We start from the raw sequence: 14392 nt of genomic DNA, 5'->3' as shown, positions 1-14392 counted from the left end.
TCAGGCCGGCTCCGGGTTCTCCGAGTCCATGCCGGGGCGGGCCTTCTTCCACTCACCCCGGGTGAAGTCCGGGATCTGCTGCGGGGCGCCCTTCGCCCTGATGGACAGATGGCTCAGCGGCACCGGCGCCGTCCAGGTCGCCGCGTCGTACACGTCGAAGTCCGGGACCAGCCCCAGCCGCATGCACTGCATCAGCCGGAACACCAGCATGTAGTCCATCCCGCCGTGACCGCCCGGCGGATTGGCGTGCTCCTTCCACAGCCAGTGGTCCCACTCCCGGTACTTCCCGAAGTCGCCCCAGTTGTCGTCGGTGTGGTCGGGCTCGATGTAGATCCGCGCGGGATAGTCCTCGAAGACGCCCCTCGTGCCGCCGAGGCTGTTGATCCGCGAATAGGGGTGCGGGGTGGAGACATCGTGCTCCAGCCGGATGACCCGGCCCTTGGCGGTCTGGACCAGGCTGATCGTCCGGTCGGACTCGATGTACGTCTCCTTCCAGCTCGGATCACCGGCCGGCATGTGCTTCGCGCGGTACTCGGCGAGACCGAGGGCCGGGGAGCCCACACTGGTGATGCTCACCGCGCGGTCGCCGCGGTTGATGTCCATGTAGTTGGCGACCGGGCCGAAGCCGTGGTTGGGGTAGAGATCGCCGCGCAGCCGGGTGTGCCAGAGCCTGCGCCAGGGGCCTTCGTAGTAGTCCGGATCGAACATCAGGCCGCGCAGATCGTGGTTGTAGGCGCCCGCCCCGTGCAGCAGATCGCCGAAGAGACCGGCGTGCGCCATGCGCAGCACCCGCATCTCGTTCTGTCCGTAACAGCAGTTCTCCAGCTGCATGCAGTGACGTCTGGTGCGCTCGGAGAGGTCGACCAGCTCCCAGAGCTGGTCGAGCTGGAGCGCGATCGGACACTCCACGCCCACGTGCTTGCCGTTCAGCAGCGCGGTCTTCGCCATCCGGAAGTGGTAGTCCCAGGGCGTCGCCACATAGACGAAGTCGATGTCCCCGCGCTCGCAGAGCTTCTCGTAGTCGTCCTCGCCCTTGGTGTAGACGGCGGGGGCGGGCTGGCCCGCGGCGGTCACCTTGGCGGCGGCCCGCTGCGCCTTCTCCTTCACCGGGTCGCAGACGGCGACGACCCGTACGCCGCCGACGGCGAGGAAGAGGTCGATCATGCTGCCGCCGCGGTTGCCGAGGCCGACGATGCCGACCCGGACGGTGGAGCGCGGCTCGAAGGGCACCCCCACCATGGTCCTGCCCCGGCGCTCCGGGGTCCCGGCGGCCGGTGCGTCCGTGGGGGATGCGGCGTGCGCGGTGGGGTTGCCGACGGCGCCGAGCCCCAGGCCGGCACCGGCCACTCCGGCGGTCGTCCGGAGCACCGAGCGGCGGCTCATCGCGCCCTCGCCGCCGTGCTCAGTCCCGTCGTTCCGATGTGCTGCGTCGTTCATCGATCCTCCGTAAAGGGGGTCTGACGTGCGCGGCTTGCTCATGAACTTCGGTGACGACCTTGGTAGTTGGTGCGGGTGCTGCGCAAGGGGAGCGATTGGACTCCCGTGCCGAAACCATGGACTTTCGTGACCTCCGCCGGCCTGCGGGCAGACGGAAGCCGGGCGGGCCCGGGGACTGCGGGCCCGCCCGGCTTCCTCCCGGGGCGGGGCGTACGGGGCCGAGGACCCCGGCGGTCAGCGCGTCGCGGCCCCCGGCCGGGTCGCCCGTTCCAGCTCCATCAGCACCGAGTAGTACGGATGGCCCGTGGCACGGTCCATACCGACCTCGCACATGCGGTTGGCCGAGAGGTACACGTCGTACGCCCGCTCGTTCACCTCGGCGGCCTCCTTGGCCGTCGCCGAGGCGGTCAGCTCCTTGTGCAGCATCCCCCGGTCGCCCGCGAAGGCGCAGCATCCGGCGTCGTCGGGGACGACGACCTCCTCGGCTACGGCCTCCGCGACCGTACGCAACTGCTCCACGTCGCCCAGATGCTCCATGGAGCACGTCGGGTGCAGGACCGCCGAGCCGGTCTTCCGGACCACCGTCAGCTCCGGCAGCAGTTCGTCGGCCGCCCAGACCAGCGAGTCGACGATGGTCAGCTCCTGGTGCAGTTCCAGGTTGTCCTCGGTGAGATACGGCACCACCTCGTGGGCGATGCCCAGGGTGCACGAGGAGGCGTCGACGACCAGCGGCAGCCTGCCGCCGGCCGTCCAGCCCCAGGCCGCTTCCACGATGCGGTTGGCCATGACCCTGTTGCCCTCGTCGTACCCCTTGGAGTGCCAGATCGTCGCGCAGCAGGTCCCGGCGACGTCGTCGGGGATCCAGACCGGCTTTCCGGCCCGGGCGGAGACGGCGACCACGGCCTGCGGCAGCGAGGGACCCCGGTGGCCCTCGGGGCCGCCGAAGATGCGGTTGACGCACGCCGGGTAGTAGACGGCACTCGCCCCGACGCGGGAGGTACGGGGGAGTTTCCGGGCGGCGGCGCCGGGGATCTCCGGCAGCCACTCGGGCACCAGGTCGGGGCGGACCGCCTTGCGGGCGAGCCCGGTGACGGCCTCCAGCGGACCGTTGCCGATCCGCGCACCGATCCGGCCGGCGGCGGCCACCGCCAGCCGGGCCGCCGCCTCCACCGCCTTGAAGTTCTTCGCGGTGAGAGCCGCGATCCGCTCCTCGCGCGGCGAGTGCCGCCGGTGGCGGAAGTCCTTCATCAGCGCCCCGGTGTCGATCCCCACCGGGCAGGCGAGCTTGCACGTCGAGTCGCCCGCGCAGGTGTCGACGGCGTCGTACCCGTACGCGTCGAGCAGCTGCGTCTCCACCGGTGAGCCGTCCGGCTGGCGCATCATCTCGCGGCGCAGCACGATGCGCTGGCGCGGGGACGTCGTCAGGTCGTGGCTGGGGCAGGTGGGTTCGCAGAACCCGCACTCGATGCAGGGATCGGCGACCGCCTCGACCTCGGGGATCGTCTTCAGCCCGCGCAGATGGGCCTTCGGGTCGCGGTCCAGGACGATCCGGGGGGCCAGCACCCCGTCCGGGTCGATGACCTGCTTGGTGCGCCACATCAGCTCGGTCGCCCTGGGACCCCATTCCAGCTCCAGGAAGGGGGCGATGTTGCGGCCGGTGGCGTGCTCGGCCTTCAGGGAGCCGTCGAAGCGTTCCACCGTCAGCCGGCAGAAGTCGTCCATGAACGCGGCGTAGCGGTCGACGTCGGACGGCTTCGCCGCGTCGAAGGCGAGCAGGAAGTGCAGGTTTCCGTGGGCCGCGTGGCCGGCGACGGCGGCGTCGAAGCCGTGCCGCGCCTGGAGCCCGAGCAGGGCCTCGCACGCCTCGGCCAGCCGGGAGGGCGGTACCGCGAAGTCCTCCGTGATCAGCGTCGTCCCGGAGGGCCGGGAGCCGCCGACCGCCGTGACGAACGCCTTGCGGGCCTTCCAGTAGCCGGAGATCACCTTGGCGTCACGGGTGAACGCGTTGGTCACGGAGGCGACGGGCGCGACCAGGTCGAGCCCCTCGACGACGGCGGCCGCCGCCTGCTCGTACGCCTCCTGGCCGGACTCGTCGGGGGCCCGGAACTCCACCAGCAGCGCCGTCGTCTCCTTGGGCAGCTCCGCCCAGTCCGCCGGAACGCCCTGGACGCTCACCGAGGCGCGCAGCGTGTTGCCGTCCATCAGCTCGACGGCGATCGCCCCCGCCTCGTTGAAACGGGGCACCGCCGCGGCCGCCGCGGTCAGCGAGGGGAAGAAGAGCAGGGCGGTGGAGACCCGGCGGTCCAGCGGCAGAGTGTCGAAGACGACCTCGGAGATGAAGCCGAACGTGCCCTCGGAGCCCACCATCAGACCGCGCAGGATCTGCACCGGCGTCGAGCCGTCCAGGAAGGCGTCGAGGCGGTAGCCGTTGGTGTTCTTGATCTCGTATTTGGCGCGGATCCGGGCGGTCAGCCCGGCATCCGCCTCGATCTCCGCCTTGAGGGCCAGCAGCGCCTCGCACAGCCGCGGCTCGGCGTGGGCCAGCTCCTCGTCCGCGTTCGGAGCGGCGGTGTCGACGACGGTGCCGCTCGGCAGGACGAAGGTGAGGGAGGAGACCGTGCGGTACGAGTTGCGCGTGGTGCCCGCCGTCATCCCCGAGGCGTTGTTGGCGACGACCCCGCCGATCGTGCAGGCGATGGCGCTGGCCGGGTCGGGGCCCAGCAGGCGGCCGTGCCGGGCGAGGGCGGCGTTGGCCCGCACGACCGTCGTACCCGGCTTGATGCGGGCCCGCGCGCCGTCGTCCAGGACCTCGATCCCCGCCCAGTGGTGGCGGACGTCGACCAGGATGTCCTCGCCCTGGGCCTGGCCGTTCAGGCTGGTGCCCGCCGCCCGGAAGACGACCTCCCGACCCTTCCCGTGCGCGTACGAGAGGATCGCCGAGATGTCGTCGATGTCCTCCGGGACCACGACGACCTGGGGGACGAAGCGGTACGGGCTGGCGTCCGAGGCGTACTTCACCAGGTCGGAGACCTTCCACAGCACCTTCTCCGGCCCGAGCAGGGCGACGAGGTCGCCGCGCAGCGGCTCCGGCGTACCCGGAGCCTGCCGGGCGGCCACCCGGTCCACGGAGGGGGTACGCGCCGCTCCGGGGCGGAGGGTTTCCGGCTTCGGCTCCAGCAGGGGCATGGCGAGGTCTCCTCGGCTGTTCGGTCAGGCGTACGGGCGGATGCGTGCCACCCGGGCGGACGCTAGCAGCGACGCTCCGGCATTCCGTTGACCAGGGCGGTCAGAAGATCGCCGAGCACCTCGCGCTGAGCGACGGTCAGTGGGGCCAGGATCTCCTCCGCGGCGGCCCGGCGCGCGTCGCGCAGCGACCGGAGAGTGGCGATTCCCTCCTCGGTGATCTCGATCCGGATGACCCGGCGGTTGTCCGGATCGGGGGCGCGCCGCACCCGACCGCTCGCCTCCAGCCCGTCGACCAGGGTGGTCACGGCGCGGGGAACGACATCCAGGCGCTGCGCGAGATCGGCCATCCGGGGCGGGCCGTCGTAGTGGGCGACGGTGCGCAGCAGCCGGAACTGCGCGGGTGTGATGCCCATCGGCTCCAGTTGGCGGCCCTGGATGCGCTGAAGTCTGCGGGTCACCCGCAGCAGCTGCTCGGCGAGCACGCCGTCGGCGTCGGAGGATTCCATGGAGGGAACAATATCAGGACCTCGTTCATTGTGAGTATAGGTAACAATGAGCTAGGCTCTCAAAACCACCGGCCGGCCCCGCCCGGCCCCGCGTGCGCCCCCGTACCCGGGCCGCCGCGGTCGCACCCCACGAAGGAGCTCATGAAACCCGATCGGATCGACTGGACACCTCCGCCGAAGGACACCGACCGTCCGCCCGCCGAGGTGCGCCGCATCCTGCGTCTCTTCCATCCCTACCGGGGCCGTCTCGCCCTGGTGGGCCTGCTGGTCGGCGCCTCCTCGCTGGTGTCGGTCGCCTCGCCCTTCCTGCTCCGCGAGATCCTGGACACGGCCATCCCCCAGGGGCGCACGGGGCTGCTGTCGCTGCTCGCCCTCGGTATGATCCTCACCGCCGTGACCACCAGCGTCTTCGGTGTCCTGCAGACGCTGATCTCCACGACGGTCGGCCAGCGCGTCATGCACGACCTGCGCACGGCGGTCTACGCCCAGCTCCAGCGGATGCCGCTCGCCTTCTTCACCCGGACGCGCACCGGCGAGGTGCAGTCCCGCATCGCCAACGACATCGGCGGCATGCAGTCGACGGTGACCTCCACCGCGACCTCCCTGGTCTCCAACCTCACCGCCGTGGTCGCCACGGTCGTCGCCATGGTGGCACTCGACTGGCGGCTCACCCTCGTCTCGCTCCTGCTGCTGCCGGTCTTCGTCTGGATCAGCCGCCGGGTCGGCCGCGAGCGCAAGAAGATCATCACCCGGCGCCAGAAGCAGATGGCCGCGATGGCGGCCACGGTCACCGAGTCGCTCTCCGTCAGCGGCATCCTGCTCGGCCGGACGATGGGCCGGGCGGACTCCCTCACCAGGGGTTTCGCCGAGGAGTCCGAGAAGCTCGTCGACCTCGAAGTGCGTTCCAGCATGGCCGGGCGGTGGCGGATGTCCACGATCGGCATCGTCATGGCCGCCATGCCCGCGGTCATCTACTGGGCCGCCGGGCTGGCCCTCCAGGGCGGCGGGGCCGTCGTCTCCATCGGCACCCTGGTCGCCTTCGTCTCGCTCCAGCAGGGTCTCTTCCGGCCCGCCGTGAGCCTGCTCTCCACCGGGGTCGACATGCAGACGTCCCTGGCGCTCTTCCAGCGGATCTTCGAGTACCTCGATCTCGACGTGGAGATCACCGAGCCGGAGAATCCGGTCCGCCTGGAGCGCATACGCGGGGAGGTCCGCTTCGAGGGCGTCGACTTCAGCTATGACAAGAGGAGCGGGCCGACCCTCAGCGGCATCGACCTCACCGTCCCGGCGGGCAGCAGCCTGGCGGTCGTCGGGGCGACCGGCTCCGGCAAGTCCACCCTCAGCTACCTGGTGCCCCGGCTCTACGACGTCACCGGAGGCCGGGTCACGCTCGACGGGGTCGATGTGCGCGAGCTGGACTTCGACACCTTGGCGCGGGCCGTCGGCGTGGTCTCCCAGGAGACCTACCTCTTCCACGCCTCGGTCGCCGACAACCTGCGCTTCGCCAAACCGGACGCGACCGACGCCGAGATCGAGTCGGCGGCCCGCGCCGCGCAGATCCACGACCACATCGCCGGTCTGCCCGACGGCTACGACACGCTGGTCGGCGAGCGCGGCTACCGGTTCTCGGGCGGGGAGAAGCAGCGGCTCGCCATCGCCCGCACGATTCTGCGCGACCCGCCCGTCCTGGTGCTCGACGAGGCGACCAGCGCCCTCGACACGCGTACGGAGCTGGCGGTGCAGGAAGCGATCGACGCGCTCTCCGAGGGCCGCACCACGATCACCATCGCGCACCGGCTCTCCACCATCCGGGACGCCGACCAGATCGTCGTCCTGGACGGCGGCCGCACCGTCGAGCGGGGCAGCCACGAAGAGCTCCTCCAGCAGGGCGGCCGCTACGCCGCGCTGGTCGGGCGGGACACGCAACCGGACCCCGTGGCCGGCTGACCCGCCCGGACCGGCCGCGCCCCACACCCGTGCGGACGGACCGGTCCCGCACGCGCACCCGTGCGCAGGGACCGGAAACGCGGCGACGCCGCCGCTCCCGTGGGACGGGGAGCGGCGGCGCCGTGCGGAGCAACGGTCAGACGAGCCAACCCACGAAGTGGACGATGCCGGCGAGCAGGTTGGTGAGGATGTTCATGTCGGTGTTTCTCCTTGTGCGTGATGCATATGTGGGACAGCGCGATCGCGGTCTGCAGCCCGTCGCTTGCGCCCTGTAATCATCCTTCGCCGTAAGGGAGTTGAGCAACGAATGACGGGACGATCACGCGTTCCAGCGAACACACGATCCCCTGTTCGTATGTTCCATTGACGGGAGGGGCGGGGGTGCCGAGAGGAACGGGAGCGGCCCCGTGTCCTCCCGTCCGGCTTCCGGACGCCGGGATAGCGTGCCCGCATGGTGAACGAGCCCACGCCCGCACCGCCCCGCCGCGGACTCCGTCCGACCCGGCGCGGCCGCCTGGCGCTGTTCATCGGCCTCGTGCTCGTCCTCGCCGTGGCGGCCGCCGTCGTCGTACCGCTGCTGACGAGGGGGCCCGAGGTCGAGCGGGCCCGTTCGCTCGTGATCCCCGAGGGGTGGCGGGCCTCCCAGGTGTACGCGGCGGTCGACAGATCGCTCGCGGTCGAGCCAGGGACCGCCGAGAAGGCCGCAGGCACGGCGGACCTGCCGCTCCCCGCCGAGGCGAAGGGCAACCCCGAGGGCTACCTCTTCCCGGCGACGTACCCCGTCACCTCCGCCACGACCCCGCGGGGACTGCTCCGGTACATGGTCGACACCGCGCTCCAGCGGTTCGGCGCGGACCACATCGCCGAGGGTGCCCGGCGCAACGGCGTGTCGGTGTACGGGACGGTGGTGATCGCCAGCATCGTCCAGGCCGAGGCGGACAGCGTGGCCGACATGGGCAAGGTCGCCCGGGTGATCCACAACCGGCTGCGCCTGGGCATGCCGCTCCAGATGGATTCCACGCTCAACTACGCCCTGAACCGCAGCACCCTGCACACGACCAAGGGCGACACGAGGATCGACAGCCCGTACAACAGCTACGAACGCAAGGGCCTGCCGCCCACGCCCATCGGGAATCCGGGGGAGCAGGCGATGACGGCCGCGATCGACCCCACCCCCGGGACATGGCTGTACTTCGTCACGGTCGCGCCCGGAGACACCCGCTTCACCAGCAGCTATACGGAACAGCAGCGGAACGTCGAGGAGTTCAACCGCAACCACCGCAGCGGCTCCGGCGGCTGAGTGCCCGGCCCCTCAGGCCGTGACGGGCGTCGCCGCCCCCGAGCGTCCCAGCAGCCGGCCGATGTCGTGCACCGCGGCCCGGCCCGCCCGGTTGGCGCCGATCGTGCTCGCGGAGGGCCCGTACCCGACGAGATGGACGCGGGGGTCGCGCACCGCACGCGTGCCCTCGACCTGGATGCCGCCGCCCGGCTCGCGCAGTTTCAGCGGTGCGAGGTGGTCGATCACGGGCCGGAAGCCGGTGGCCCAGAGGATGGTGTCCGCCCCGACCGTCCGCCCGTCGTCCCAGGCGACCCCGTCCGGGGTGATCCGGTCGAACATCGGCAGCCGGTCCAGCACCCCCGACGCGCGGGCGCGGCGCACCGCGTCCGTGAGCGGCAGCCCGGTCACGCTCACCACGCTCCTCGGCGGCAGTCCGCGCCGTACCCGCTCCTCCACCAGCGCCACCGCGGCCCGCCCCCGGTCGGCGTCGAAGGGCCCCTCCCGGAAGACCGGAGGCCGTCGCGTCACCCAGTACGTCTCGGCAGCCACCTCGGCGATCTCCATCAGATGCTGCGTCCCCGAGGCGCCGCCGCCGACCACCACCACCCGCCGTCCGGCGAAGGCGTCCGGGCCCGGATACCCCGCCGTGTGCACCTGCCACCCCCGGAAGCTCTCCTGACCCGGATAGCGCGGCCAGAACGGCCGGTCCCAGGTGCCGGTGGCGTTGATCAGCGCCCGGGCGGTATACGTACCCTCGGAACTCTCCACGAGCAGCCGCCCCTCGGGCCCCTCCCGTACCGCGGTCACGTCGACCGGGCGGTGGACCCGCAGGCCGAAGGCGGACTCGTACCGGTCGAAGTAGGCGCCGATCACCTTGGAGGACGGGCGGCTGTCGTCGGCCCCGGTCAGCTCCATGCCGGGCAGGGAGTGCATGCCGTGCACCTTGCCGTAGGTCAGCGAGGGCCAGCGGAACTGCCAGGCGCCGCCCGGACGCGGGGAATGGTCGAGCACGACGAAGTCGCGGTCCGGCTCCAGGCCGGTGCGGCGCAGATGGAAGGCGCCGGACAGTCCTGCCTGCCCGGCGCCGATCACGACGACCTCGGTCTCGCGTGCGGTGGCCACCCCAGAATCGTTCACGTTTCTACTAACCGTGCGGGGTGGGGAGATCTTCCCGGCCGGGCGTCCCCGTTCAGCGCCCCCCGGCGACCAGCAGCGGCGCCCCGCCCGGCGCCGACGCCGGCCCGCCGTTCACGGAGGGCGCCCCGAGCAGCGGCGAGGCGGGGACGGTCGACAGCAGACCGCGGGCGGCCAGCTCGGGCGTGACACCCTCACCGAACCAGTACGCCTCCTCCAGATGCGGATACCCCGACAGCACGAAGTGCTCCACCCCCAGGGCGTGGTACTCCTCGATCCGGTCGGCGACCTCCGCGTGGCTGCCGACCAGCGCGGTGCCCGCACCGCCCCGGACCAGCCCGACGCCCGCCCACAGGTTCGGCGCGATCTCCAGCCCCTCGCGCGAACCGCCGTGCAGGGCCAGCATCCGCTGCTGCCCGACCGACTCACTCCGCCCCAGCGCCTGCTGCGCGGCGGCGACCGTCTCCGGATCGAGATCGTCCAGCAGCCGGTTCGCCGTCGCCCAGGCCTCGCGCGAGGAGTCCCGCGAGATCGTGTGCAGCCGGATCCCGAAGCGGACCGTACGCCCCCGTTCCTCGGCGAGGCCACGGATCCAGTCGATCTTCTCCTTCACCGCGGCGGGCGGTTCCCCCCAGGTCAGATAGACGTCCGTGTGAGCGGCGGCCACCGGACCGGCCGCCGCGGACGAGCCGCCGAAGAAGATGTCCGGGACCGGGTCCGGCGGCAGCGCCGTCAGCCCGCCCTCCACCTGGTAGTGCTCCCCATGGAAGTCGAAGGGGCGACCGCCCCACACACCCCGCAGCACCGACAGGAACTCCGCGGTGCGCGCGTACCGCCGGTCGTGGTCCAGACGGTCGCCGAACCGCCGCTGCTCCGTCGAGTCGCCGCCCGTGACGACATTGAGCAGCAGCCGCCCCCGGGTGATCCGCTGATACGTCGCGGCCATCTGCGCGGCGAGCACCGGCGAGATCACCCCGGGCCGGAACGCCACCAGGAACTTCAGTCGCCGGGTGTGCTGGGACAGCGCCGCGGTCGTCAGCCAGGCGTCCTCGCACCAGGTCCCGGTGGGCGTCAGCACGGCCTCGAAGCCCAACTGCTCGGCCGCCCTGGCGATCTGCGCCAGATACTCGATGTCGGGTGCGCGCACCCCGCCGACCGGGGTGATCCGGTTCCGCTTGATTCCGCCGTCGGTGTACGCGTGCCGGTCGACGAGCGTGCGGCCGTCGCCGCCGGTGGGCAGGAACCAGTGCAGATGGACGTTCATGACGTGGCCTTTCCGTACGAACGGGGAGCGGTGGTGGACGGGGGCAGGTCGCGGTTGAAGCGGGTGTCGACGAAGTCCGCGAAGTCGAAGCGCCTCGGGACGAGTCCGAGATCGGCGAAGGTGTCGGCGATCCGCTGCTCGGAGGCGACGGCGGCCGGATCGACCGCGACCGACACCCGGGTCCCGTGGCTGCGCTCCACCGAGTCCAGGGCGACCTCGTAGGGCAGCCCGGTCTCCTCCGCCCAGACCTTCGCCCACTCCTCCGGATGCTTGAACACCCACGCCTGCGCCCGCTTCAGGCGCAGCAGCAGATCGCCGATCGCCCGGGACTTCCCGGGATCCTTCAGCGCGGCGGGCGAGGCCACCTGGAATCCGAGTCCGTTCACCACGCCCTCGCCGGTGGTCAGCACCCGGGCCCCGGTGCTCCGGAGCACCTGCGAGGTGTACGGATCCCAGATCGCCCAGGCATCGACCCTGCCCCGGCTGAACGCGGCCAGCGCGTCGGCCGGCTGGAGGTACTTGAGCTTCACGTCGTCGATGCCCAGCCCCGCCCTCTTCAGTGAGGCGATCAGCTGGTAGTGGGCCGAACTGCCCTGGGCCACCGCGACCGACCGGCCCCTGAGCCGCTTCGGGGAGGTGAGCGGGGAGTCCTTGGGGACCACGATCGCCTCACCGGCCGACGAGCCGTGGGTGGCGCCCACCACGGTGATCCGGGAGCCGGATCCCGCCGCGAAGACCGGAGGCGTGTTGCCGACACCGCCGATGTCCACGGCCTCGGCCTGGACCGCCTCCAGCAGGGGCGGGCCGGAGGAGAAGGTGGACCACTTGATGCGGTAGTCGAGTCCGTCCAGTTCACCGGAGGCGCGGAGGATGGCCTCGTAGCCGCCCTTCTGGTCCCCGACGCCGAGGACGACGTCGCCCGTTCCGTCGGTGGCGCCGGCGGACGAGGCGGACGAGGCCCCTCCGCAGGCGGTCGCCAGCAGGGCCAGGGGAAGCAGCAGGGCGGCCAGGGCGCGGATTCTCATCGGTTGCTCCTTCGCTGCGACGCGCGTCGTGATGCGTGATGCGTGCGTCGCGTGTCGGATTCGTGGTTCGTTCGCTTCGTGCGTCGCGTGCCCTGCGTCGGGTTCGTGTCGTGCTCCGAGCAGGCGTGCGCGCGGGGCGTACGCCGTACGCCCCGTTCAGGCGGTGCCGCCCTCGACACCCAGCTCGGCCAGCAACCGGGAGCGCAGCGCCGTGAACTTCGGGCCGCCCGCACCGCGCGGCCGGTCCAGCGCGACCGGTGTCTCGTAGGCGATCACCCCGTCCCGCATCACCAGCGCCCGGTCGGCCAGCAGCAGCGCCTCGTCCACGTCATGGGTGACCAGCAGCACGGCGCAGCCGCGCCGCTGCCAGACCTCGGCCACCAGCCGCTGCGCCCGCAGCCGGGTCAACGCGTCCAGCGCCCCGAACGGCTCGTCGAGCAGCAGCAGATCCGGTTCGCGCACCAGGGCACGGGCCAGCGAGACGCGCTGCGCCTCACCCCCGGAGAGCGTCCTCGGCCAGGCCCCGGACCGCTCCCCGAGCCCCACCTCCGCCAGCGCCCGCTCGGCGAGCGCCCGTCCGGGCTTCCCGGGGAGCCCGAGCAGCACATTGCGCCAGACCCGCTTCCACGGCATGAGCCGGGGTGCCTGGAAGGCGACCGCCCGCCGCTTCGGCACGAGCACCGTGCCCTCGATCTCACGGTCGAGCCCGGCGAGAACCCGGAGCAGGGTCGACTTCCCGCAGCCGCTGTGCCCGAGCAGCGCGGTGAACTCCCCGGCGCGCAGCGTGAGATCGAGCCCGTCGACGACGGCCCTGCCGTCGAAGGACCGGGTCAGCCCCTCGACCCGTACGGCGACGGTCGCCGGGTCGGCGGGAGCTTCGGGGCTCACTGCCCCGTGAAGGTCGGTCGCCATTGCAGCAGCAGCCTTTCGAGTACGCGGACGACGGCATCGGCGGTGAGGCCGAGGAAGGCATAGACGACCAGGCAGACCACGATCACGTCGGTACGGAAGAACTCGCGGGCCTGGTTCATCAGGAAGCCGATCCCGGCGTCGGCGTTGACGGACTCGCCGAAGACCAGGGCCAGCCAGGCGGTGGCGAGCGAATAGCGGAGCCCGGTCATGGCCCCGGGCAGCGCGCCCGGCAGCACCACGTGCCGGACCAGCCCCCACCGGCCGAGCCCCAGCGACTCGCCCGCCTCGATGAGCTGGGCGTCGACGCCGCGGATCCCCGCGTAGACGTTGAGGTACAGATGGAAGGCGACACCGAGCGCGATCAGCGCCACCTTCGGCGCCTCGCCGATTCCCAGCCAGATGATGAAGAGCGGGATCAGCCCGACCCAGGGCACGGTGCGCAGCATCTGCACGCTCGCGTCCACCAGGTCCTCGCCGAGCCGGGAGAGCCCGGACACCAGCGCGAGGGCGGTGCCGACGACGCCGCCGATCAGCAGCCCGGCGGCGACCCGCCGGAGCGAGATTCCCATCGCGGACGGCAGCGTCCCGTCGGCCACCAACCGCCCTCCGGCACGGGCGATGGTGCCGGGCGAGGCGAGCACATCGGCGTGCAGGACGCCGGTGGAACTGAGCACCTGCCAGAGTGCCAACAGCAGCAGCGGCCCGGTGGCGCGCCGGATCCAGCGCGGTACGGCGCGCAGACGTGTGGCACGCGCGGAAGCCGGGACAAGGGGCTCCAGACCGAGTGGCCGGGGACCTGACAGGGCAGATGATTTACTGCGTTCAGGTGATATGTCCGGTGGTGCGACGGCATGGTCGAGGGTCATGGGACCTCCGTGAACAGTCCGGGAAGGGCGAGCCCGGCGCCCGGAGCGCGGAACGGCGACGCGCAGGGAGCGTTACGGTCCGGGACGCGTGAGGGCAGCCGCGTACGGCGTGCGGAACGGGCGGCGAAGGCCCCCGCTCACCGGCGGCGGAGAGACTGAGGGAACGTCAGCGGCCGCGGCGACACGCGGCGGAGGCCACCCGCAGCAGGTCGATGTGACCGCGCGAAGTGAGCAGAGCTGAACGGAACATGGCGCCGAACGTAGCGATCCCCGAGCGGAGCGGTCAACGGTGTCTCGGCAGCCGGACGCGCGGCATCCGCGTGCGGGCGGGAAGATGGGCCCATGCCCCACGCCTTCGCCACCAGCGTTCTGCACGTCGTCACCGGCACGACGGAGACCGTCACCGACCTGACCGCCGACTGCGAGCGCTTCCTCGCCCGGCACGCCGGGTCCGGGGACGGCCTGCTCAACGTCTTCGTGCCCCATGCGACCGCCGGCATCGCCGTCCTGGAGACCGGGGCGGGAAGCGACGACGATCTGCTGGCCGCCCTCCACGCCCTCCTGCCCGCCGACGACCGCTGGCAGCACCGCCACGGCAGCCCTGGCCACGGCCGCGACCACGTCCTCCCCGCCCTGGTGCCACCGCACGCGACGCTCCCGGTGATCGGCGGCCGACTGGAGCTGGGGACGTGGCAGTCGGTGTGCCTGGTCGACACGAACAAGGACAATCCGGAGCGGCAGGTGCGGCTGTCGTTCCTCGGGTAGCTGTCGGCTCGGCGTCTCATGTGCGCAGCAGTGCGCTGCCGCCAGGCGCTGCACGCGCGGAAGGGCTCCGC

The 14392-nt window shown here is 71.9% G+C and carries 12 protein-coding genes; 3 read left to right on the top strand and 9 right to left on the bottom strand.

The features are described 5' to 3' along the window. The 3 genes from ACWC97_RS19850 to ACWC97_RS19840 all read right to left on the bottom strand — a co-directional run bounded on the left by ACWC97_RS19850 (position 1) and on the right by ACWC97_RS19840 (position 5129). Positions 1–1437, bottom strand: a complete 1437-nt coding sequence (locus tag ACWC97_RS19850; protein ID WP_352274382.1) for a Gfo/Idh/MocA family protein — start codon at positions 1435–1437, stop codon at positions 1–3. A gap of 234 nt (positions 1438–1671) precedes the next feature. After that, a complete protein-coding gene (locus ACWC97_RS19845; protein ID WP_450650605.1) occupies positions 1672–4623 on the bottom strand; it encodes an FAD-binding and (Fe-S)-binding domain-containing protein in 2952 nt (983 codons plus the stop codon). A gap of 62 nt (positions 4624–4685) precedes the next feature. After that, positions 4686–5129, bottom strand: a complete 444-nt coding sequence (locus tag ACWC97_RS19840; RefSeq protein WP_352274384.1) for a MarR family winged helix-turn-helix transcriptional regulator — start codon at positions 5127–5129, stop codon at positions 4686–4688. A 141-nt stretch (positions 5130–5270) separates the two neighbouring features. Between ACWC97_RS19840 and ACWC97_RS19835 the strand changes: the two genes are divergently transcribed. Further along, positions 5271–7076, top strand: a complete 1806-nt coding sequence (locus ACWC97_RS19835) for an ABC transporter ATP-binding protein (protein ID WP_450650603.1) — start codon at positions 5271–5273, stop codon at positions 7074–7076. Between the two features lie 451 nt (positions 7077–7527). After that, on the top strand, positions 7528–8376 hold the full coding sequence (gene mltG, locus ACWC97_RS19830; RefSeq protein WP_450650601.1) for an endolytic transglycosylase MltG: 849 nt from the start codon (positions 7528–7530) through the stop codon (positions 8374–8376). 12 nt (positions 8377–8388) lie between these two features. On the opposite strand, the gene ACWC97_RS19825 is transcribed toward mltG, so the two are convergent. The 6 genes from ACWC97_RS19825 to ACWC97_RS19800 form a co-directional block, all read right to left on the bottom strand. Continuing rightward, the gene (locus ACWC97_RS19825) at positions 8389–9477 is read right to left on the bottom strand and encodes an NAD(P)-binding domain-containing protein (protein WP_450650599.1); all 1089 of its coding nucleotides are present in this window, start codon (positions 9475–9477) and stop codon (positions 8389–8391) included. A 67-nt stretch (positions 9478–9544) separates the two neighbouring features. Continuing rightward, positions 9545–10753, bottom strand: a complete 1209-nt coding sequence (locus ACWC97_RS19820; protein ID WP_352274388.1) for an LLM class flavin-dependent oxidoreductase — start codon at positions 10751–10753, stop codon at positions 9545–9547. After that, the gene (locus ACWC97_RS19815) at positions 10750–11778 is read right to left on the bottom strand and encodes an ABC transporter substrate-binding protein (RefSeq protein WP_450650597.1); all 1029 of its coding nucleotides are present in this window, start codon (positions 11776–11778) and stop codon (positions 10750–10752) included. The genes ACWC97_RS19820 and ACWC97_RS19815 overlap by 4 nt, the downstream gene beginning before the upstream one ends. 156 nt (positions 11779–11934) lie before the next feature. Beyond that, positions 11935–12690, bottom strand: a complete 756-nt coding sequence (locus ACWC97_RS19810) for an ABC transporter ATP-binding protein (protein ID WP_352274390.1) — start codon at positions 12688–12690, stop codon at positions 11935–11937. Beyond that, positions 12663–13556, bottom strand: coding sequence for an ABC transporter permease (locus ACWC97_RS19805; RefSeq protein WP_352274391.1), 894 nt, complete (start codon positions 13554–13556; stop codon positions 12663–12665). The genes ACWC97_RS19810 and ACWC97_RS19805 overlap by 28 nt, the downstream gene beginning before the upstream one ends. 166 nt (positions 13557–13722) lie before the next feature. Then, positions 13723–13806, bottom strand: coding sequence for a putative leader peptide (locus ACWC97_RS19800; RefSeq protein WP_352274548.1), 84 nt, complete (start codon positions 13804–13806; stop codon positions 13723–13725). Between the two features lie 92 nt (positions 13807–13898). On the opposite strand from ACWC97_RS19800, the gene ACWC97_RS19795 reads away from it, so the two are divergent. Continuing rightward, positions 13899–14321, top strand: a complete 423-nt coding sequence (locus tag ACWC97_RS19795; RefSeq protein ID WP_385213710.1) for a YjbQ family protein — start codon at positions 13899–13901, stop codon at positions 14319–14321. The last annotated feature ends 71 nt before the right edge of the window (positions 14322–14392 follow it).

The organism is Streptomyces sp. NPDC001108 (genome assembly GCF_053598535.1).
Note: the sequence above shows the minus strand (reverse complement) of the source record. Positions and strands in the feature narration are given on the sequence as shown.